18 protein-coding genes are annotated in these 21,348 nt (G+C 43.3%); 5 read left to right on the top strand and 13 right to left on the bottom strand.

Annotated elements, in window-relative coordinates:
- Positions 1-2: 2 nt before the first annotated feature.
- From HII16_RS07535 to HII16_RS07590, 12 genes are read right to left on the bottom strand one after another with little or no spacing between them, the layout of a single operon-like run.
- The gene (locus HII16_RS07535; protein ID WP_169128900.1) at positions 3-1,274 is read right to left on the bottom strand and encodes an O-antigen ligase family protein; all 1,272 of its coding nucleotides are present in this window, start codon (positions 1,272-1,274) and stop codon (positions 3-5) included.
- Positions 1,271-2,353, bottom strand: a complete 1,083-nt coding sequence (locus tag HII16_RS07540; RefSeq protein ID WP_169128902.1) for a GNAT family N-acetyltransferase — start codon at positions 2,351-2,353, stop codon at positions 1,271-1,273. The genes HII16_RS07535 and HII16_RS07540 overlap by 4 nt, the downstream gene beginning before the upstream one ends.
- A 1-nt stretch (position 2,354) precedes the next feature.
- Positions 2,355-3,302, bottom strand: coding sequence for a hypothetical protein (locus HII16_RS07545; RefSeq protein ID WP_169128904.1), 948 nt, complete (start codon positions 3,300-3,302; stop codon positions 2,355-2,357).
- A complete protein-coding gene (locus HII16_RS07550) occupies positions 3,299-5,050 on the bottom strand; it encodes an asparagine synthetase B family protein (RefSeq protein ID WP_169128906.1) in 1,752 nt (583 codons plus the stop codon). Before HII16_RS07550 ends, HII16_RS07545 begins: the two co-directional genes overlap by 4 nt.
- Positions 5,037-6,215, bottom strand: coding sequence for a hypothetical protein (locus HII16_RS07555; protein WP_169128908.1), 1,179 nt, complete (start codon positions 6,213-6,215; stop codon positions 5,037-5,039). The genes HII16_RS07550 and HII16_RS07555 overlap by 14 nt, the downstream gene beginning before the upstream one ends.
- Positions 6,209-7,201 carry a polysaccharide deacetylase family protein gene (locus HII16_RS07560; RefSeq protein WP_169128910.1) on the bottom strand — a complete coding sequence of 331 codons (993 nt, stop codon included), beginning with the start codon at positions 7,199-7,201 and terminating at the stop codon, positions 6,209-6,211. Before HII16_RS07560 ends, HII16_RS07555 begins: the two co-directional genes overlap by 7 nt.
- Positions 7,201-8,376 (bottom strand): hypothetical protein, encoded by a 1,176-nt coding sequence (locus HII16_RS07565; RefSeq protein WP_169128912.1) that lies wholly within the window; start codon positions 8,374-8,376, stop codon positions 7,201-7,203. The genes HII16_RS07560 and HII16_RS07565 overlap by 1 nt, the downstream gene beginning before the upstream one ends.
- Positions 8,377-9,516: a glycosyltransferase family 2 protein gene (locus tag HII16_RS07570; protein WP_169128914.1), complete on the bottom strand. Its 1,140-nt coding sequence runs from the start codon at positions 9,514-9,516 to the stop codon at positions 8,377-8,379.
- A gap of 2 nt (positions 9,517-9,518) precedes the next feature.
- The gene (locus HII16_RS17055; RefSeq protein ID WP_169128916.1) at positions 9,519-10,025 is read right to left on the bottom strand and encodes a DapH/DapD/GlmU-related protein; all 507 of its coding nucleotides are present in this window, start codon (positions 10,023-10,025) and stop codon (positions 9,519-9,521) included.
- Positions 10,022-11,125, bottom strand: coding sequence for a glycosyltransferase (locus tag HII16_RS07580; protein WP_169128918.1), 1,104 nt, complete (start codon positions 11,123-11,125; stop codon positions 10,022-10,024). The genes HII16_RS17055 and HII16_RS07580 overlap by 4 nt, the downstream gene beginning before the upstream one ends.
- Positions 11,118-12,329, bottom strand: a complete 1,212-nt coding sequence (locus tag HII16_RS07585) for a TIGR04063 family PEP-CTERM/XrtA system glycosyltransferase (RefSeq protein WP_169128920.1) — start codon at positions 12,327-12,329, stop codon at positions 11,118-11,120. The genes HII16_RS07580 and HII16_RS07585 overlap by 8 nt, the downstream gene beginning before the upstream one ends.
- A 9-nt stretch (positions 12,330-12,338) precedes the next feature.
- Positions 12,339-13,721: a TIGR03013 family XrtA/PEP-CTERM system glycosyltransferase gene (locus HII16_RS07590; protein WP_348981396.1), complete on the bottom strand. Its 1,383-nt coding sequence runs from the start codon at positions 13,719-13,721 to the stop codon at positions 12,339-12,341.
- Between the two features lie 175 nt (positions 13,722-13,896).
- Here HII16_RS07590 and HII16_RS07595 point away from each other — a divergent pair, with 175 nt between their 5' ends.
- From HII16_RS07595 to HII16_RS07615, 5 genes are read left to right on the top strand one after another with little or no spacing between them, the layout of a single operon-like run.
- A complete protein-coding gene (locus HII16_RS07595; protein ID WP_135438446.1) occupies positions 13,897-14,532 on the top strand; it encodes an XrtA/PEP-CTERM system exopolysaccharide export protein in 636 nt (211 codons plus the stop codon).
- Positions 14,533-14,584: 52 nt separating this feature from the next.
- Positions 14,585-16,186, top strand: a complete 1,602-nt coding sequence (locus tag HII16_RS07600; RefSeq protein WP_169128922.1) for an XrtA system polysaccharide chain length determinant — start codon at positions 14,585-14,587, stop codon at positions 16,184-16,186.
- A gap of 1 nt (position 16,187) precedes the next feature.
- A complete protein-coding gene (locus tag HII16_RS07605; RefSeq protein ID WP_169128924.1) occupies positions 16,188-17,180 on the top strand; it encodes an XrtA-associated tyrosine autokinase in 993 nt (330 codons plus the stop codon).
- A complete protein-coding gene (locus tag HII16_RS07610) occupies positions 17,152-18,753 on the top strand; it encodes a TIGR03016 family PEP-CTERM system-associated outer membrane protein (protein ID WP_169128926.1) in 1,602 nt (533 codons plus the stop codon). The genes HII16_RS07605 and HII16_RS07610 overlap by 29 nt, the downstream gene beginning before the upstream one ends.
- Positions 18,754-18,755: 2 nt before the next feature.
- Positions 18,756-19,841 carry an AAA family ATPase gene (locus HII16_RS07615; protein WP_169128928.1) on the top strand — a complete coding sequence of 362 codons (1,086 nt, stop codon included), beginning with the start codon at positions 18,756-18,758 and terminating at the stop codon, positions 19,839-19,841.
- A 144-nt stretch (positions 19,842-19,985) separates the two neighbouring features.
- Here the strand turns inward: HII16_RS07615 and prsR are convergent, their stop codons facing one another.
- Positions 19,986-21,341, bottom strand: a complete 1,356-nt coding sequence (gene prsR, locus HII16_RS07620; protein WP_169128930.1) for a PEP-CTERM-box response regulator transcription factor — start codon at positions 21,339-21,341, stop codon at positions 19,986-19,988.
- Between the last annotated feature and the right edge of the window lie 7 nt (positions 21,342-21,348).

The following is a 21,348-nucleotide window of genomic DNA, read 5'->3' on the forward strand; positions in this document are numbered from 1 at the left end:
CGTTATATAATTAACAAAATCTTAATGACTAAATAAATAAATACGACGGCAATCGGTGCTATCACCAACGCCATGCTCATTTGTTTCGTTTGCACTTCAGCAATGTCAAATGTCTGCTCATCGCCTTTCACTTTTTTCGTTGACGGTTTGCTTTCTTTATCCTGATGGTATTTTTGCCACCACACTGCAGCACTTAAACCAAGCAAGATATAGAGAATATTAGAAAAGCTTCGAGACAAGAAAAACCCGGTCGACGCGAATGCTAATAAACTGTAAAACATGGTGGTTTGTATTTTGCTGACCTTATCGGCAAAGACGCCGGACATCTGCAACATAGAAAAGCAAAGGCAACCAAACCAAAAAACAAAGCCGAATAGCCCCAGCTCTGCCATCACCAAAATATACGAATTATGCGCGGTCAGTTCGTGAAAATCGGTAAACCAGCCTTTACCAATACCAAACAGCACATTATCGAGAAACATATGAAAGCCGTCATACCAGGCTAAGACCCGATCTTGCGCTGAATTTTCATCCAAATCGATGGTTCTAAACTTACCGGTTATCCATAAAATCGCAGGAAAGGTAATAACACCGACAATCGACGATTTAACCATGCCAAATTTTCTATAAAAGTAATAACCAGCAAGTACTAAAGCACCAACTAAGGTGCCTCGGGAATTTGAAATCCATATACCGTACATGCTTGCTAATATCGCTAAGCGATAGTAATTTTTGCCGAAAAAGCTTTGGCTTTGTCCTAGCAAATAAAACATCATTGGCAAGGTGATAAGCACATACATACCAAAGTCATTGGGATCGCTGTAAACACCAATATAGGTGGCGCGATCCATGATCAAACCTTGCCCAGACCAACCGATACCAAGTGGGGAATTCATCTGCACATAGCCGTGATAAACCATGATACAGGTCGCCAGCACCATGATGCGCATCACCCACTCTACCTGCCATTGATGTTTAACGATATTGCCGATAAGCAGTACCGGAATCACCGATGAGAAAAAAAAGATACCCATACGAGTAACACCACCGCCAACCCAGCCGGTGAACAGCATCGACAATAAAATAGCCAGCGCCACCCCTAACAACAAAGTCAGTTGTTTAGGCCAGAACTTATTATCCTCAAACATGACATAAGCCACGGCACAGACTAATACGGTATATCGCGCCACTTCCCATTCTTCGGTCGCCTTAAACCATTCGTGTGGACGAATAATGACGAAGACAAAGTACAAGCACAGGATCAGGAAGGTCATATCACTGGCCTCCTAAAGTTGACCATCAACTTGTCTTTAAATGCCAATAGCCTCTGCGCCCAGTTTTTTGCCGAAAAGCGACAGCGTAAACTAACCACAGGTTCTGTATTGGAGGTGATAAAACGCTTATAGCTCACCGATGATGCTGCCATCAAATCATACTGTGAAAGGCCGTTAGATTTCGCCAAGGTTAACGCTTGTGCGTGCATCACATAACCAATGTTATTGACCTCGTGAATATCAAGGCCACTCTGATAATAACTGAGAATATCGCCGTCGATGACGCCATAGAAAACACCAACGGTTTGCTGCTCGCGCTGTAACGCAAACATCATAATCCGTCTTTGCTGCCATAGTTTGCGTATATACTGACGATGAAATTCAATAAACTTGGCGCTACTAAATGCACCAGGTTTTTGTTTGGCGCGCCATGCCGACTGATGCAAGGCCACCAGCTGTTGATACATGTTTTCAACCTCTTTGATGCTATCGGGCAAGACCAAGGTCAAACCGTATTCAGAGAGGTTCTTGAGCATTTTTCGGCGTGCGCTGGCACTGTTAATGGAACGAGCATAATTGGCGACAGGCAAAAAGTAACGAACGCGACTTGCGCTCTCAATAAAATCAGCATCTGCAGGTAAATAATTTTGGCAAAACTGAGCACAATGACTGTTACTTAGCACCTGACTGAATTGCAACCTTTGCAGGTTAGTCATTGATTTAAGGTAACGATTAAAGGCGGTAAACACTTCTTTCTGGTAAGTCGAGTCGAGTAGAAAATCCTGAAATTCACTGGCGACTTCTTCATGCTCAGACTCGCCTTGGCCAAGGAAAAACAACTCTAGACCTGACCAAGTCGATTGAAAGTAAATAGGTATCACAGCAACCAGTTTTTGCTCGTTATAATACAATTGCACCGCCAGCTTATCTGATTTGTTCAGATAACGTTCCGCCCATAAGTACAACCAATCAAAGCTGCTGCAAAAACCAAGATTAACCTCTTGACGCAACTGCTCCCAAGCTTGCCGATAAGGGAGCAATTTTTCTAATCTGGTGATGTGTTTTACCGTAAACGCCATATCAGTAGTCCCACCGGTAAAATGGGTTATCAAAGGCCTGAAAAATCTCAGCCAGTAATGGCTGTTTGCTAATGTCTAATTTGTCGCGCCAACCTTCACATAATTGCTCTTCGTCATAGCGTTCAATTTTTTGTCGCGAGTCAAATGCGTTGTATGATGGCTTGCGATAATTGGCCATAAACTGCTCGCTGCCGGTCAATTGCAACTGCGAGCTTAATTGCTTGGCGGTATCTTCGGGTTTGCGCACCATATGTTCATATTGCAGCACCAGCCAAGATGATTTCGGCGCTAAGCTAATTGGTATCCAGTTTTCTAAAAACCAACCTAGCACATGCTTTTCAAGCGAGCTGCCATGTTGCAAAACTTGCTGCCCGACATGACGTTGTTGTTCAGTCAGTAAACTGCCCAGTTGCTGGCTCGAAAGATACGCTTGGGCGCAACAAGGCCAGCCAAGCCTATCTATCGACATCGCCGTTGCAATAGGATGGCGCATTTGAAAAATGATTTGACCACTGAAATTCTCAGCGAAATCGGCAATATAGTTTTTTACGTAAAAGAATTTAAATATTTGCCGGTCATAAACAAAATTATAAGGCGGCTGCCAAAACTTCCATTGCGTGTTGTAAACAATCTGCCCGGATTCAATATCTCGGTAGTAGTCTAATAATTGTTGTTTTTCGCTGTCATTCAAATCGACAAAAAAACCGTCTTGGGCTTGCGGCAAACGATGACGATACGGATTGTGGTTTAAGGTGACATCAAAAATCTCTACGCTGCGTTTGGTTCTAGGTTCGGCTGACAGCAATTCAATTAGCCAAGTCGAACCACCACGGCGATTTGAAAACAACAAAATATTCTCTTTGTCGCTTTGTTGGCGCAGATGCAATCGGCCCAAACTATTATTGGCAATATGACGCAATTGGGATTTAATGGCGTATTTCAAGCTCATCTTAATGCACGTTCCTTGTTACGTTGAAAATTGATACCTACATCGTCACTGGACGAGACTGTTGATTTGTTGTCGGTACAACGGCTTTGAGAAAATAAATCAGTGAGGTAGCTACCGCCATTGAAACGCGCCAATAAGTGCAAATTCACTAACAACCAATACACCTCATAATCTGTATCATGGCTGAGTTGCGAATAATCAACATGCAAGCTATCGAGGATAGTTTCAGCCTCGCATGCCAAAGCCTGTAACGGACCTTTTATCCATTGTCTGGCAGGTACGGGAAAGCCTAACTTTTGTTGATAAAGCCAATCGCGAGGATAATATTGACTCGCTAAGTGTCGTAAAATGGGTTTAGCCCACTTACTGCCGAAATACTGCTTATCGGTTAACGACAGTGAGATGTTGTATACCTGTTGGTCCATAAATGGCGAGATAATTTGCCTATTGCTTAGCTCAGCGATGGCCTCAGTTTCGTCATAATGTTGTGCCACCTCATTATCGATAGCGAAATTCATGACGCCAATACGAGACGCATCCTCAGCCAAGCTGACGCAATCTATTTTATCCATATTACTGATTGATTCTGGACATTGAGATTGCCAGAAATCCAACGAATGTTGTTTAAATTGGATGGCGAAGCTGCGCAACAAAATACACTTTTCAGAGCTTTTCAGAGCCTCTTGAATAAACTTAAATTTCCCCGACTGTGCTAAGCTAAGTTTTTCAATGAGGTATGCACACTGTTTTGGTAGACAGCGTTTTAGCATTAATCTGGTCTTAGCTTTCTTTACCGCGTTTGAACCCATCACCGTATCAGCCGCTTCACCGTAAACAATACCGGTATATTGCGTTGGTATTGCTTTAAGCATGGCCATCATCACCAAGGAACTGTAGTGCCTCAATGGTTTGCGATAATGCTTGAGAATGGTCGTCAGGTCATGCTCAATGTCTTTCTCATCGATATCAACCACCAAATGTGGCAGCTTCAAGGCGCCGGCAAACTTAGAGGCCATGGCCAATTCGCCAGGATAATTGTTATAACGAGCAGAGACTAAAATACAGTCCTCAAACACCTTTTTGGACATCGCAGCCAATAGCGAACTATCAACACCACCACTGAGCAAAATTGCCACTTTACGGTGCTGTTTTTTGGCGTTCAGTAAATTATTAAACAACGCTTGCTCCGTACGTTGGCATTGCTGTTCAAAATTGGTTTGACTGAGCGCTGTATTATTCCAATCGTATTGGGACACCTGTTGCTGATGTTTTTCTATAACCGCATAGCTTCGTGTTGGTAAGCGATCAATGTACAAATAATAACCTTGGTACCAAGTCTCCAATCTAAATCGGGTACATTGCTGCCAACCTTTCTGGCTGAACTGCAAATCACCGGCCGGAAAGTTTTGTAAATGACTGGTGAGCTGCAATTGTTGCTCGACTTGGCGCCAATACATACCTTTGCCGCGATAGCGATCAACAAATAAGAACACCTTGCCTTGGCTAATAATTACACCGCAAAAATGACCATCTAAATTGCATAACTTAGTAAATTGTCGAGCTTGCATGTCGGCACGCAACTCTTTTAGCGAGCATCCCCAGAAATAACCAAATAACAGCAGGCGATCACCATTATCTAAGGTTTCATCCAACCAATTCTGACTGCAGTCAGCGACATCAACCTGCGCCGATTGTGGCCAAGCAAGTGGATCGCTGTTCATATCTAATTGCAGGTTAAAGCCGAACATTATCCCCCCTGCTAAACTTTCGGGTTAATGCCAAAAAGGAGCGCTTAAGTTGCACGTAACCAACCACCAAGGCGGGCCAAGGATCGCGCCAGCTAAAATAGATAAAAAAGTAACGACTACCTAAGGTGCGCCAATATGCTTTGCATATGTCGGCGAAGCTCTGTCCATCTCGATAGCGCGAATATAAATCTTCGTAAAAACTCAAAAAGTAACAGCCATTTTGCTGTTGGTAAGACGGCACAGGTAGATTCAAGGCAACCTGGTACGACGCGAATACGTTGTTGACGCCGCACTGACTATCAAAATAATTGCACATGCCAAGCCGCGGATTGAGTTCAATATATTTGTATTTGCCATCACTGGCATCAAACTTAAACTCCACCATAACCGGTCCAACGAGACGGCAACCGATACCGAGCTTATATACTTGCTCTATGATGTCTTCGTTATAGTCGCTGCGTGCATGACAGGTGACGCCATAATGCGGTGGTGATAACTGCAAGCGTTGAAATGTAAAATAACTGACCAGTTGATGTTGTCGATCGAAAACACAATTGCATACCCATTGGCTGTCGTCATCGCCAGCAATAACGTGTTGGCCAATAAACATATCCAATTGACTCGCGTATTGCTGGTAAAAATCTTGCAACTCACCAAGGCTGTTAACCACCAAGTTTTTGCGGGCAAAAACGTTGTGCTGGTGGCTACGCGGTTTGATTATAATCGGCAATTGACATTGCTCTACCAAGGTCTCAGCAGTGTCAGGTAAATGCGTCATCGATACCGGTAAATTGACAAACGCTTGTACCTTTAATACTTCTTCGCGCTTATCGATAAAATCGCCATTTTTATACTCTGACGGCAAGGCATACTTAAACTTTTGCGATAATACCTGCTGATGACGTTCAATAAAATTAACGTACCAATCGGAGGTAGGAATCAACACCTGATTTTTGCCGGGCCAGCTACGCAGCAACGACATCAATTCACTATCGTTATCATGATTAAAGCGTTGTTTGTTGACAGGGATACGGGAATACCAGCTGACATCATCATGGCTATCAACGATAACATCACAGCTAATGCCGGCTTTTTGCAGGCTGCGCAAAGCCCCAAGACCATTAGGTCCCGTCGCTAGGATCAATGCTTTAGCTGCCTTTACCATACAATACAATTCAGTTTTAAAGTGGAAAGATCACCCTCATCAAAGCAGTAGCGATTGATACTGTAACGTTCTGAAATAAAGCGATTTTTGCCTTTTTCATTGTTAAACGCTAATGAGTATCCCGCGACTTTTGCATTGTCGAGAGTGTGCTGATCGAAACAGTGATAACGCCCCACCGGGTACGCCAGATATTTAATCGGTTGATTCAGTTGCTGCTCAAGAACTTGTTTAGATAAAGTCAATTCATGCAGTTGTTGTTCTGTGCTCATGCGCGCCAAAATATTATGAGTTTTGGCGTGCGAACCGATGTCCATACCCATATCTTTTAACTGGTGAATATCCTGCCAGTTCATAAATAACGAGTTACTTTGTTGCGCTAGTTGCGCCCGTGCCTGAGGAAACTGCTCGCGCATGTCGTCAAGAATCTGCACTAGAGTGTGATTGTTGTCTCGCTTACTGGTAAATATGACTTGCGCGATTTGTTTTTCAATGGTGTTCGGTTGCAGATTGATGTCTTGCCCGGTACTCAAGCTTTTAAATATGCGGCCAGTAGACTGGCGCAACAAAAATGCCATTTCATCCCACCAAGGAATGCGTTCACTGCCAACAAAATCAGTGGTAATGAAAAATGCTGCAGGTAATTGATATTTAACTAATAACGGCGCGGCTTTATCAATGCAGTCTTTGTAGCCATCGTCGAAGGTAATGACGGCTAAACGTTTATTGATAGGTTGCTGTTCATCAAGAATTTGCGATAACGTAGCAACATCGACCACGTCAAAACTGGCTTTAAGTAGTAACAGGAATTGTTCAAATTGGTCGACACCACAGGAAAAAATATTACGGTCAAACTGACAACTATGGCGATCGCCAATACGATGTAAATTAAACACATAAATGCCGTTCGGCAAAAACTTGAACAGCAGGTTTTCCAGCTTCAAAGTACGAATCAAGCGACTTTTTAAGCGCAGTATCGAATCCTTCACTACGCCTCCTTAACCGCCACCGAGCGAAATGAAGGTTTATTTAATTCATAATCCCGAAACTGATTCGGGTTACCTTGTTCACCGGCTTCCGCTGCTTTAGCAATATTGTACATTTCTCTGGCACTAACGTAGTGCAACAGGTAGTTTTCACCATCGTTATAGGTTTGCTCTAAATAGTCATGCATTTCATCACGGGCACGACCAAGTAGCGTCTCCATATCATCGTCTTGCGTGCCATGGGTGTGTACTTTGACAAAAATCCACTCCGGTCGTCCTTTAACATGAATATGTGAATTTACCCACAAATCGACCCGCGCTGGAATTGGTGGCAATTTCTTTCTGACATCGCCATTTTCAATATGAGGCACACCTTTGCGCCCCGGCATTTTAAAATTAAAGCCAAGTGGCCCCTGAATAAGCATCAAGTCACCGCTGGCAGCGACATTAGTTTGTACATCAACGCCCCAATCATGGTTCTTATGCTTGCCAGGTACATTGCTGGCATAATAAATAGAGTTAACCTTGCGGGTTTGTGTCTCACTTGGTGCAGACGGCAAGGTCATGTCAACATAGCAACCGGTTTCTTTAAGCAGTTGCAACTCATTATCGAGCCCACACCACATGCAATCTGAACGGGAATTATCTAAGGCCCAGTTACCATGAATAAACGCATATTTTATTTGTTCCGATTGCGAACAATAGGGCAATGCGCCATGTTCATAATGCAGGGTATGCGCAAATTCTCGCATGGTTTGGCAAAAGTTATCCGGCGTATCATTGTCGTGATGCAAATGAATTTCGATTTCGCCAAAACCTTCGGCACACAATGCGGATAGTTTCGCCAAGTGCTCATAGCGGTATTCTTCAGCGGGATAAAAAAAGCTGTGTTTAGGCACACAACCGTCACTGTCTTTATGTTTGCTTGCCATCACGCGATAGTCTTTACACCAGCGATCAACGCGGCGTCGCTCGACGTTAATATCATCGGTACGCCACATAGGTTCAAAATGATCGGCAAAACAAAACAACACGTGCTTGGTACCGCTTACCTTTGGCTTGTTTAGCTTTGCACGCAAGAAAGATGGCAACCAAATATGCATATTCTTTTGATAAATGACCCGTAAAACCGCCACCGAGCCGAGTATCAGTAGTAATAGAACAACTAACATAAACATCTAGCTATCACCCCCTCTTGCGGTGCGCTGCCATTGGCCTTGCTTATTGCCAAGGCAGAACTGCCAAAAGCCTTTTAGCAGAGCCAAGTTCATTAATAGAAAAAATGCCGCGGTAGCCTGTAAACTGGCGACATAATTGTGATTTTGTAATTTGTGTATGGCATGCCATGCAACGCCATAAAAGACGATTTGCGCTAATAAGGTGAACTGAAAAAAACCATGTTGTAGTAAAAATAAATTGCTGAATAACAACAGCACCAGCATATGTGGAATAAACCAACGCACGACTTTATGCGACCAAAAACACCAGGCCAAAATGCCATGTTCAGGGGCTAGCGCCCAAAGGCACTGTTTTAACGCTTTGTAATTGCCTAAGCCAATACGGACGCGACGACCAAACTCATCGCCCAAAGATGGTGCTACTTCTTCTCGCGCACTTGCCAGCGTGCGATAGACAACTTTATAGCCCTGCTTTTTAACATTCATGACGATGGTAAAATCATCGACGACGGTGTCTTTGGGCAAGGGTTGATACAAAGATTTGCGCATCGCATAGATAGCACCATTGGCACCCAGTAAGGCGCCCAATCGGGATTCATGAAATTTGAGAAAGTTCTCATAACGCCAATACATACCGTCTTGGTTTTGATTATCTTGCTTGTTATATAAATGCAGTTTGCCGCACACCGCACCAACACCGTCGACAAAGCCACTGACCAATTCGCTTACCGCATCAACGGCAAACTCGGTATTGGCGTCACTTAACACCACGATATCTTGCTCAACTTGTGCCATTAGATCGTTAAGCACACTTATTTTTCCGCGGTTTTCACTGAATGCAAACACCTGCAAACGCGGGTCATCTATTTGCGCCAAAATGTCATTGGTATTGTCGCTGCTACCATCAGAGCCGATATAAAAGTGCAATTGGCCTGGATACTGCAATTGCTGTAAATTCTCAATTCGTTGACCAATGCTTTGCTCTTCATTAAACGCGGCAATAACGATTGCGACATCAGGATAATCGCTGCAACTGCCCGGCTCTTCACCGTATTTTTGCGACAGCCAATACAGCACCGCCGGATAAATAAAATAGCCATATAGGATCAGCAATAGACAAATAAAAAATACCAGGGTCATGTCTACTTCCTTACAATTTCTTTTGCCGGAATGCCCACCACGGTAGTGTTTTCAGGGACATCTTTAACAACCACCGCATTGGCACCAACTTTTGCATTAGAGCCAATGCTGATACCACCAATTACCTTGGCGCCACTGCCAATAAATACATTGTCACCAAGCACCGGGGCTTGGCCTTTTTCATCGCCTATGACCACACCACTTTCGATAACCACATTGCGCCCGCCTTGAACTTTAGAATTAATCACCACGCCGATTGGGTGTAACAAGATAAAACCGGTGTCGAATTTGGCGCGTACACCAATCACACAGCCCGTGGCCAACACATTGAACTTATGGGTTAACCACGCTAATGGTGATAAGCGATATTTAATAAAGAAACCAGTTAAGCGATACAACATCACCGCTAACGTACCGTCGCTGCTTAACGCTCGTAAGAAGCTGGTATAAAAGCCTTGGCTTTGATAAAAGCGCTGCTTTTGGCGAATATCATCAATAAACTGCTTCATATCAACTCCATACGCTGGCGTACAAAATCAACATTGCGTTGCCAATTAAAATTACGGGCATGCGCCAGTATTTGCTGTTTATCCCAGACATTGTGCATGGCTTTTTCAATCGCATCGTGCAATTGCTGAGCATCACCTTTGCGCACCAAAATACCGGATTGTTCGGTAACAACCTCTGGAATACCACCGACATTGGTTGCCACAACGGGCACGCCACAAGCAAAGGCCTCAAGTACCACGTTAGGCACACCTTCGCGATAACTGGGCAAAATTAACAGCGATGATTTAGCCAACAATTGACTGACTTTATCGGCGGCAATGCTGCCATGTAAGCTAATTTGCTGTTGCATGTTTGCGGCTATTATTTGCTGTTGCAGCTGCGGATATAGCGGCCCTTCGCCAACCACATCAAGGTGATATTCAGGATTGCCCTGACTTAATTGCACAAACGCTTCGATAAGCTCGTTGACGCCTTTGCTCGCAATCAAGCTGCCGATAAATATGCAACGATTTGCTTGCTGACTATCTTCAGGATGAAATAACTGTTGATCGACACCGTTATAGTTAACCCACAATTTATCGTCGGCGATACCAATCGCATTAAGCTGGCTTTGTAAGTCTTTACTAACCACGAAAATGCCTTGCACTTTGCCAAGGTACTTGCGCATTAAACGTCTGCGCCTTGGATATTGAATATGTTCGTTAATGTCTGTGCCATGTACTTTGACAAACATCGGCAACTTTAAATGGCGGTTTAACATCGAGACCGCCACTGCATCTGGGTAACCCCAGCTGGCTAAAATTGCCGAGGCTTTAAATGCACGTATCCGTGATAACAAACACACTAAGCTAAGGTACTGGAAAAATGGCACCAAAGAGCGGGCAAATTTAGGGATATAAAAGTAGGGGCAATAGAGCACGTGTTCACTGCTTTTTGCCTGATGACGATGACGCCACCACTCCAACCAACCGACTAAGACCACCATATTGAGTTGATGATATTGGGCCAATTTTTGAAACTGCGTACGGTTAAAACTGGCACGGTTAGGTGCCCATGGAACCGGATATAAATTGGTAATCACCAATACAGACTTACTCATGCGCGCTAACCAGCTTCCTATAAACATCAGCGTATTGAGCAGCGGTCGCATCCCAGGTTCTTTGCACGGTGACATAATCGAGGCCATTGGCGGTTATTTTCGCCAATTCCTGTTCATCATCGATAACGTTTAGTACTTGTTGCGCTAACGCTTTAGCGTCATGCGCCGGCACCAAATAGCCCGTTTCACCGTCTTGTATTAATTCACGATGGCCACCGATATCTGAGGCGATAACCGGTTTATTTTGTGCCATTGCCTCCAATGGTTTTAGCGGCGTAACCAATTCGGTAAGACGGATACTTTCGCGTGGATAAATCATGATATCGGCGAGAGAGTAATAACGCGCAACCTGATCGGCACTGACCCTGTCGACAAAGGTGACATGTTCAGCCAATCTCAGCTTAATGGTTTGCTCCACTAGGTTTTCACGTTCGTTACCGCCGCCAACTAACAGCAAATGAATATCTTTACGCTGTTTGAGGATATGCGACATGGCTTTTAGTAAATAAGACAAACCTTCGTACTTAAAAAAGCTGCCGATAAAGGCGATCACTTTTTTATCTTCCAGTCGGTAGCGTTGCAGTAACTCAGGATCTTTTTCGATTAATGGCTGAAATTTACTTAAATCAACCGCATTCGGGGTGATAAATATTTTGTTGCTGGCAATGCCACGCGCTTGGATGTCTTTTTTCAAACCTTCACAAATACAGCTCACCGCATCGACGGTTTCAAACGCTTTTTGCTCTACCGATTTGATCAATCGATACATCGGGCTATTGGTTTTCACTTTACCGGTATCAACCGCGGCATCTTCCCATAATGCGCGCACTTCATAAGCGATAGGAATATTGTGCTTACGGGCAACACGTACCGCCGCCAAGGCATTCAACATTGGTGAATGGCACTGAATAAGATCAGGCTTCTCGGTTACTACGTGTTGTTCAATATGCTTGGCTAAATGACGAACGTAAAATAAATAACCAATAATGGGAATTTTCGCTAACCAAGACTTGTCTGCAGGGGTACGAAAATACTCAATACCTCGTGCGGTTTCTTTAACTGATTTAAATTCTTGGTATCGTTGACTGGTCATTTGCACCGTTTCGATACCCAATTTTCGTTGATGGCGTAAAATAGCATCCGAGCGCAGCGAATAACCGCTGATATTCGGTAAAGAGTAGTCAAATACATGTAACACTTTCATCTCGATCTCCTAACGTCCCTTACCAAATAAAACGATTTCTGCGGTTTGGATTAGAATGTACAAATCCAATAGGAAACTGCGATGCTTGATGTAATAAAGATCGTATTTAAGCTTTTCCTCTGCATCGGCGACGGTTGCGCCATAAGGGTATTTAAGTTGTGCCCAGCCTGTCAGGCCAGATTTAACATTATGTCGTTCGTTGTAATAAGGAATATGCTGCTTTAGCTCATCCACAAATTCAGGGCGCTCAGGCCTTGGCCCAACAAAACCCATGTCACCGGCGATTACGTTGTAGACTTGCGGCAGTTCATCGATGCGATATTTGCGAATAAAGCGGCCGACTTTGGTCACTCGATCATCATCACTATCAGCCCACTGCGCACCATTTGCTTCAGCATCAATACGCATCGAGCGAAATTTCACAATGGCGAACACATTACCATGTAAGCCAACCCTTTTTTGCCAATAAAAACAAGGTGCTGACCAGCCATCTTCAATTTTGATGGCAAAGTAGGTAAGCAACATGAATGGCCAAGTAATAAGAAATAAAATGACCGATAAAGTGACATTGAATAAGCGGTCAAAGCCATTACGCAGGTCATTACTTGACTGAAAGCCGGCGGAATAAATTACCCAGCTTGGATAAATTAAATTAACCGCTATTTGCCCAGTTTCGCGCTCAATAAAATCAAGAATTTCCGATACCACCACACCGTGAAGTTTGCACGCAAACAGTTCGCGAACCGGCAACATCGCGCGTCGCTCATCGGTTGCTACAACAATTTCGTCAACATTGTTATTGATCACATAGTCATATAGAGAGCCATTGAGATGGATAATATTTTGCGTATCTATATCGGAGTTAATATCGCCCTCCATATAGACAAAACCGATCAGTTTAAAACTTTCTCGGTCAACCTCCCTACGCATCCGTTTTTGCACGATCAAAGCACGTTGCCCAGAACCAAGAATCAACACATTACGCTTGGTAAAGCCAAGAACATTAAATTTGACGAGTAAATAACGCAGAATAAAGGTCAATAAAGCGGCCAATAAGCAGGCGCTAAATAGATTTTCACCACTTAAGGCGGTAATAGAAAAGAGACTACGTGCCATGGTCATAAGAACAAAGCCAATGGCAAAAGCTAAGCCCAGCCGACGGAATATACCTGGCAGCTTTTCACGTAATTTTGATTTATACAAACCCAAGCCTAAAAAGCAGGTTTGCATACAGATGATAAATACAACGATCACCCACCAGTTACTGATCGCCAGCAACTGTGTTTCAGGGAGACCGTCTGCGATAAGCAGAGCTCCGCCTAGCAACACAACATCCATGACATATAACAACTTCTGCATAAACGTTGAGTAGTTCGTATTATTATTGTTCACCAACTTGTCCTTAGTCAGGTACATCTTTACCCGGAAAATTTAGCCTGACAATGTCTAATGATAGACCAATCAATCAGATAGCAAGGTCTTTTTAAAAAAAATTTTGTGCAAAAAATCAGCGATGAACTAACCTCTAACTATACGAAGAAGAAACTGATATGTTGGGGCATTTGCAATGAGTAAAGGATTTATTCCTGCCAGAAATTGGTTAACTGCTACAGCTCTTTTAGCTTTATTTGGATGCACAAGTAGTCAGGGTTTACCCCCTGCAACCATTTATCCCGCCAAAACCGATTCGGCGGCGTCATATAATTATTTAATTGGGCCGGGTGACCAGCTCAATATATTTGTGTGGCGTAATCCGGAAGTATCGGGGAGTTTTGTTGTCCGTCCAGACGGTATGATAACAACCTCTTTGGTTGAAGATATTCCCGCCTCGGGTAAAACACCAACTCAACTGGCTCGCGCCATTGAGGATCGCCTATCTACCTATTTGCGAGAACCTATTGTTACCGTCACGGTGAGTAACTTTGTTGGTCCTTACAATGAACAAATACGGGTAATAGGTGAGGCAGCGCAACCACGTGCTGTCAGTTACGGCAAAAATATGACATTACTTGATGTCATGATTGCGGTTGGTGGTTTAACTGAATTTGCTGACGGTAACCAAGCCGTACTCGTGCGTATCGAAAATGGCAAGCAGCGCCAGTATCAGTTGTCTATTGAGGACTTAATAAAGTCCGGTGATATTAAAGCCAATGTTGATGTGCTTCCAGGAGACATTATCGTTATACCGGAAGCTTGGTTCTAATAGCTAATCCGCTGATTATTAACCTAAATCAACAATAACAAAGATTGTCGTTATGCATGAACAAATTGATAAAATCAAGGAACTGCTGCTAGGCGTTTGGGCGAAAAAACACTATGTGATAATTTCCACATGGTTACTTTGTCCGATCGGTTGGCTGGCTGTGTCTTCATTACCTGACCAATATGAGTCATCGGCTCGTGTATATGTAGATACACAGTCTTTGTTACGGCCGTTAATGAAAGGCATCATGGTTGAAACCGATCCAAACCAGCAAGTTCGCTTGATGGTGAAAACACTGCTTTCCCGTCCTAACTTAGAGCGCATTGCGCGCATGACCGACTTGGATGTATCAGCCAAGAATAATGACGAATATGAGTCAATCATTGATGATCTGAAAGACGAAATTTCTATCCGTAGCCTTGGTAAAGAAAACATTTACTCGCTGTCGATGACTTCGGCTAACCCACAGTTAGCAAAAGATATTGTACAGGCGTCATTAACTGTATTCATTGAAAATACCTTAGGTGAAACGCGCAGTGACACCGATACCGCACAACGCTTTTTGCAAAAGCAAATCAATGAATATGAAAGTAAATTGCTTGAAGCAGAACGTAAGTTAACCCTATTTAAGCAAAAGTATTCCGGCATTATGCCTTCAGATTCCGGTGGTTTTTATTCGGCATTATCGAGAGTTAATGCCGACTTAAAAGCGACTAGACTTGAACTGCTTGAAGCTCAAACTCAATTATCATCTGCAAAACAACAACTTACTCGCGAAAATGCGATGAGTGAATCGATTTCAGAAAACGTTATTGATAATGCAACGGTGACCACAACCTATGATGAGCGAATTGTGCAGCTGCAAACTCAGCTTGATTCTCTGTTGATCAGCTATACCGAACAGCACCCTGATGTAAAAGAGTTACGAAGAACGCTAAAGGAACTAAAACGCTTACGTAAACAAGAATTAGAAAGCTACTTTGCCGCCATAAAAGAAAATCCTGACGCACAAGGGGCGTTAAACACCAGCGCAACCAATGAGAACTTGGTCTATCAAGAGATGCGCATTCAGGTGAATCAGCTGGAAAATACCGTTGCTTCACTAAAAGTACGGGTTGCCGATTATGAAGGGCAAGCAAACGAACTCAATAGCAAAATTCATACTTTGCCAGAAGTTGAAGCGGAGCTTGTCGGCTTAAACCGAGATTATGAAATCAATAAAGAAAAGTATGAAGAATTATTGTCGCGTCGTGAAACCGCAGCGCTGGCAAAACAAGCAGATGCGACTTCCGACAAAATTCAATTTCGCGTCATCGATCCACCACGGATACCATTAGAACCGTCTGGGCCAATGCGAATATTGTTTTTTATCGCGGTATTAATCGTTAGTGCGGGTTTGGGTGCGGGTGTTGCCGTCATCGTAATTACCTTAAGTCCAAAAGTCCTTTCCGCGGTGCAACTAAGCCGTGAAAGCGGGCTGCCAATATTCGGCATTGTTGCCGCAACCGATAATTTGAATATACAAGCAACGTACCGTAGCAGCGTGAGAAAGTTCATTGTCTCCAATCTACTGCTATTTCTCGTGCTAGGTGCATTGATAACCTACCACTTGGTACCTGCCATCGCGTCCGGTCAATTAAGAGGGGTGTTTTAAGATGTCGTTAATCGAGCAAGCCCTAAGAAAGCAGCAACAAAAGCGTCAACAGCAGGGCAAAGAAGAGAATAAAGTAGAATCGGTTGAACCAGATAACGATGCATTACTTAACAAAGATGCAACCGCTGAAACAACCGACACAGCACAAAAAAATGCCCAGCAGGTTTCGCAAGACGTAGAAAAAGACCTTGCACAAGAAGAAGTGCAGCAAAAGCCGCGAGTGGCCGCTGAAACAAACAACAAAAGCATTTTTATTAATGAGGCTTTATTATCGCAAAAAGGCTTTATTGTCGCCTCTGAGCTTAGTGGTCAACGCACCATTAAAGAAGAGTTTAGACAGATTAAACGTAAAATTCTTAATAACGCCTTCGGCCCTGCGAAAGAAACGCTTGATAACCCCAATTTGATTATGGTCACCAGTGCCAAGCCAAATGAAGGTAAGACCTTTATTTCCATAAACTTGGCGTTGAGCGTGGCACTAGAACAAGATAAAACCGTGTTGTTGGTAGATGCCGATGTATTAAAGCCGAGTATTTTAAAAGAACTTGGCGTTAAACCTAAAGCTGGATTAATTGATTACCTTATGGGTGATGTCACCAGCATTGGCGATATCATTTACGACACCAATATCAGTAAATTAAAAGTCATGCCGGCAGGTAAAACCCACCACCTTGCCAATGAATTATTGGCGAGTGAGCGCATGGCGAAAATGACCACAGAATTATCGGAACGCTATAGCGACCGACTGGTTATTTTTGATTCACCGCCTTTATTGGGCATCAATGAAACCTCCATATTGAGTAACCTCATGGGACAAGCATTGATAACCGTCGAAGAAAATAAAACCAACCTTAACGATGTTAAGCATGCGAATCATTTATTAAGAGATGAATTGGCGAAAGGTTTGGTACTAAATAAAGCATTTTATTCGCAAAAGGAGAGCTACGGTTACTACGGCTACGGATATGGTTACGGCGAGAACAATAACGAATAAGTACATAATTCCTATAGCATTTCTCTCTTTTGCTAACTCGCTTTACGGCGCTGATTGGCAGATCCAGCCTCGCGTTGGTATTGAAGAAGTCTTTAGTGACAACGTAGAGTTGACCGAATTTGGTGACGAATCTTCTCTTGTCTCATTATTCACGCCTGGCATAAATGCATCTTTTCAAACTCAGCGCTCAAGCTTTGTTGTGGATTATGGTCTGACCCAAGCCATTTATACCCATGATGGCGACCTCAATGATGATTATCATGACTTACTCGCCGAAGGTCGAGTCTCACTCGATATTGACGGCTTGTTCGCCGTTGGCTCTGCGTCAATACGTAATGTCGCCGCCAATGATGCTCGCAACTCATTAGCCGATCAGGTATCTGGTGATACCGCTCAATACCAAACCTATCAACTCGGTCTTGAATATTTCGTCGAAAACTCTCGTTATAACATCATTGCCAGTACCAATATGTCGATAAGCGAAGCCGATGACAATATTGGTGAACGAGAAGGGTTCGATACGAATATAGAGACCAGTAATGGCTCGTCTGCTCGTTATGTATTTTGGCAAGGCAGTGCCAATTACTCAGATTATGAAAACAATACCCGTGAAGGTAATTTTCACCGCATAGATGCCAAAGTAGGTTATATCACCAATTTTCGCTTGAATCCGTTTATACGTTTTTATGATGAAGACACCAGTGGCAATGTGAACAACTCAGGTATTCAAGGCACATCGTCAATCGGTGCCGGCTTACGTTGGCTACCAACAGAACATTTGTTTATTGATTTAAGTTATAACTGGGTCGATGAAGATGAGCCTGCTGTGGGCTCAGTTTCTGAAGATCAAGAGGATTATTTAGCTGCAGAGATTGAGTGGCGCCCATCGCAACGTACACGACTGAGCGGTAAATATTATCAACGATTCTTTGGTGATGCCTATGAGTTTTCCTTTACACATCGAACCAAACGCCTAACCAGCTCGATCAGATACACCGAAAAAATAGATGTGTTTGACCGCCAAGAATTGGCGCCAACCAATATCATTGACATCTGGTGTTTGGCTGGCAGTGAAATCAGCCCAGAAAACTGTGTGTTTGCGCCCGATGATGATTTTGATTTAAGTGACTACACCTTCGCGGGCTTTACCGCAGAATTTGAACTCGTTGATAGTAATACTTTTTCTCTTGCCGAGTCGTTAACTGTCTCAACCAGTCTTAGACTGCCTCGTTCAACCATTACCTTAACAGCGACGCATACCGACCGAACAAATTTAGATTTTGGTGATGAGGACGAATATGAGACCTTGAGATTTAACTATGATCGACAAATCACTCGATTAACCAACTTTATCGTTGATCTCAGCTATCGCCGCAATGCATTAAATAGTAATGATGACGCATTGATACAGCAGGTTGATTACTATCGCGTTTATCGCCTCGGTTTGGACAAGCAATTAAATCGTACCTTGGAGTTTAGTAGCTACATTCAACATTTAAATCGTAGCTCAAATCGACTTGGCTACAGTTATGAAGAAAACCGTATCGGCGCACAACTAGTGAAGAGGTTTTAATAATGTACGAATCTCATTACGGCATCAGTCAAAAGCCATTTCAATTAAGTCCTGATCCTAGATTCTTTTTCGCTTCGAGCCGACATCAACAAGCATTGTCTTACTTAGAATATGGCTTACAACAAGCCGAAGGCTTTATTGTTGTTACTGGCCCCATTGGAACCGGTAAAACGACGCTAGCACAAAGCTTATTGGCATCAATTGACGATTCTGATATTGAAGCGGTCAATATTGTCACGCCTAACCTAAGCCCACTGGACTTGTTACAACAAATCGTCAACGAGTTTAACTTGGGGGTGGTCGATAGCAGCAAATCAAATTTGCTGGTACTGATTGAGCAACACTTGATTCGACTGACCAGTCAAGATAGACGTGCGCTATTACTGGTTGATGAAGCGCAAAACCTGCCACTGGAAACACTCGAAGAGTTGCGCATGTTGTCCAATATACAAAAGAAAGGTAAACCCCTGCTGCAAAGCTTTTTGCTTGGTCAAGAAGAGCTCAAAGACTTACTGCAAATGCCGCAGATGGAGCAATTTCGTCAACGGATCATTGCCTCATGTCATTTAAAGCCGCTCAACATAAACGAAATGAAAAGCTACATCGAACATCGCTTGGCTACCGTTGGTTTTAAAGAACAAACCTTATTCGCCAACTCATGTTATCCATTAATGATGGATGCGACAGGTGGTATCCCGAGGAAAATCAATCTATTAGCTGATAGGGTCATGCTATTTGGTTATCTAGAAAACACCTTATACTTTGAAGCCGAACATATAGAGGCGGTGCTAACAGAAATGAAACAAGAGCTTAGTGCGTCGATTGGTAGAGCAGACGATAACAAACAAGAGCCAGTCAAAGCGCCAGTGCAAGCTATCAAGCACAGCACGGAAACCATGACGCTGCAACAATTAGGTGAACAGTACCAACAGTTAGGCGTAGATGATGACTTGCGTAATACCTTAATGCGAGTCGACAGATACCTGCAAAAGAACATCGATGAAAAGCTAAAAATGAATCGTTATTTAGATAAACTGTTACGTCAGAAACAATCTGAAGTGAATCAGAAAATATCCAATGGCAATTAAACCCACCCTGTAACTGAATGATTAATATTAGCTTAGTAACCTTAACTTAAGATCTTCAATTAGGCCCTTAAATTAGCTTATCTTAAACAAATTTTATCAATGCGGCATGCTGCGACACAGCATGCCGTTTGTGTTAAACCGGCCCTAAACTGACTCTTTGAGATTGAGATCATATTTCTCTAACAAGCCATATAAGGTTGGTCGAGTAACACCAAGCATTTGCGCAGTTTTACTCATATTGCCTTCCGCTAAGGTATAGGCTTCTTTAATGGCTTTTGACTCCGCTTGACCTCGCACCGAACGCAAATTAAATTGCTGATCAATATCCAACTCGACCTCTTCATAAAAACCTAGATCTTGGCTACTGATCAACTGGCCAGCGGCCATGATCACCGCCGATTTGATTTTATTTTGCAACTCGCGAATATTACCGGGCCAATCATGGGCTTTAAGCGCCGCGACGGCAGTATCGGTAAAACCTTTAATTTTCACATTGTAGTCTTGGGCAAATTTCAGCAAAAAGTAGCGGCCAAGAACCACCACATCAAAATCACGATCTTTTAATGGTGGAATGTTGATCACCATTTCACTGATACGGTAATACAAGTCTTCACGAAAGGTCTTTTGTTCAGCCATTTGCAATAAGTCTTGATTGGTTGCACAGACAACGCGCACATCCACCGGGATCTCCTGACGCCCGCCAATGCGTTCAATCACCCGCTCTTGCAGAAAACGCAATAACTTGGCCTGCAAATTAAACGGCATATCACCTATTTCATCGAGAAATAAGGTTCCGCCTTCGGCCATTTCGATTTTACCTTTGGTGGTTTTATGGGCCCCGGTAAATGCTCCTTTTTCAAAACCAAACAATTCGCTTTCTAATAACGTTTCAGGAATCGACGCACAGTTGATGGCGATAAACGGTTTCTTCACCCGATTACTTTGTTTATGCACCGCATTAGCAAGTACCTCTTTACCGGTACCGCTTTCACCAAGTAACAGCGCGGTAATTTCAGTTGGGGCAATACGTTCAATGATATTACGCACTTTGTCCATGACCACGCTATTGCCGATAATACCGCTATCAACACCACCCAATTCGCGAATATGGCGATTCTCTTGCTCGAGCTCGGCCATCATAAACGCACGACGAACAATCACGTTGATGACATCGCCATCGAGTGGTTTTTGGTAAAAGTCATACGCCCCATGAGAGATTGCATCCAATGCCACTTGATGCTCGTCATTGCCGGTGATCACAATCACTTTGGTAAAAGGAGCGAGCGACAATATTTGCTGTAACGCAGCGAGGCCCTCACTGGCATTGGCCTCATCGGGCGGTAAACCCAAATCAAGCAACACTACTTTCGGTTCATGCAATCGCAGAGCACTAATGGCGCTGTCTTTATCGGATGCTAACACTACATCATAATCCGCCAAGCTCCATTTGAGTTGTTTCTGTATCCCTTTGTCATCATCGACTATCAGCAATTTTTCCATATTCAAT

Origin of the sequence: Thalassotalea sp. Y01 (genome assembly GCF_012932945.1) — a bacterium.
Classification (GTDB): domain Bacteria; phylum Pseudomonadota; class Gammaproteobacteria; order Enterobacterales; family Alteromonadaceae; genus Thalassotalea_A.

Coding starts and splice junctions, on each gene's coding strand:
- HII16_RS07535 (WP_169128900.1), bottom strand. CDS start 1,274: ATGACCTTCCTGATCCTGTGCTTGTACTTTGTCTTCGTCATTATTCGT.
- HII16_RS07540 (WP_169128902.1), bottom strand. CDS start 2,353: ATGGCGTTTACGGTAAAACACATCACCAGATTAGAAAAATTGCTCCCT.
- HII16_RS07545 (WP_169128904.1), bottom strand. CDS start 3,302: ATGAGCTTGAAATACGCCATTAAATCCCAATTGCGTCATATTGCCAAT.
- HII16_RS07550 (WP_169128906.1), bottom strand. CDS start 5,050: ATGTTCGGCTTTAACCTGCAATTAGATATGAACAGCGATCCACTTGCT.
- HII16_RS07555 (WP_169128908.1), bottom strand. CDS start 6,215: ATGGTAAAGGCAGCTAAAGCATTGATCCTAGCGACGGGACCTAATGGT.
- HII16_RS07565 (WP_169128912.1), bottom strand. CDS start 8,376: ATGTTTATGTTAGTTGTTCTATTACTACTGATACTCGGCTCGGTGGCG.
- HII16_RS07570 (WP_169128914.1), bottom strand. CDS start 9,516: ATGACCCTGGTATTTTTTATTTGTCTATTGCTGATCCTATATGGCTAT.
- HII16_RS17055 (WP_169128916.1), bottom strand. CDS start 10,025: ATGAAGCAGTTTATTGATGATATTCGCCAAAAGCAGCGCTTTTATCAA.
- HII16_RS07580 (WP_169128918.1), bottom strand. CDS start 11,125: ATGAGTAAGTCTGTATTGGTGATTACCAATTTATATCCGGTTCCATGG.
- HII16_RS07585 (WP_169128920.1), bottom strand. CDS start 12,329: ATGAAAGTGTTACATGTATTTGACTACTCTTTACCGAATATCAGCGGT.
- HII16_RS07595 (WP_135438446.1), top strand. CDS start 13,897: ATGAGTAAAGGATTTATTCCTGCCAGAAATTGGTTAACTGCTACAGCT.
- HII16_RS07600 (WP_169128922.1), top strand. CDS start 14,585: ATGCATGAACAAATTGATAAAATCAAGGAACTGCTGCTAGGCGTTTGG.
- HII16_RS07605 (WP_169128924.1), top strand. CDS start 16,188: ATGTCGTTAATCGAGCAAGCCCTAAGAAAGCAGCAACAAAAGCGTCAA.
- HII16_RS07610 (WP_169128926.1), top strand. CDS start 17,152: ATGGTTACGGCGAGAACAATAACGAATAAGTACATAATTCCTATAGCA.
- HII16_RS07615 (WP_169128928.1), top strand. CDS start 18,756: ATGTACGAATCTCATTACGGCATCAGTCAAAAGCCATTTCAATTAAGT.
- prsR (WP_169128930.1), bottom strand. CDS start 21,341: ATGGAAAAATTGCTGATAGTCGATGATGACAAAGGGATACAGAAACAA.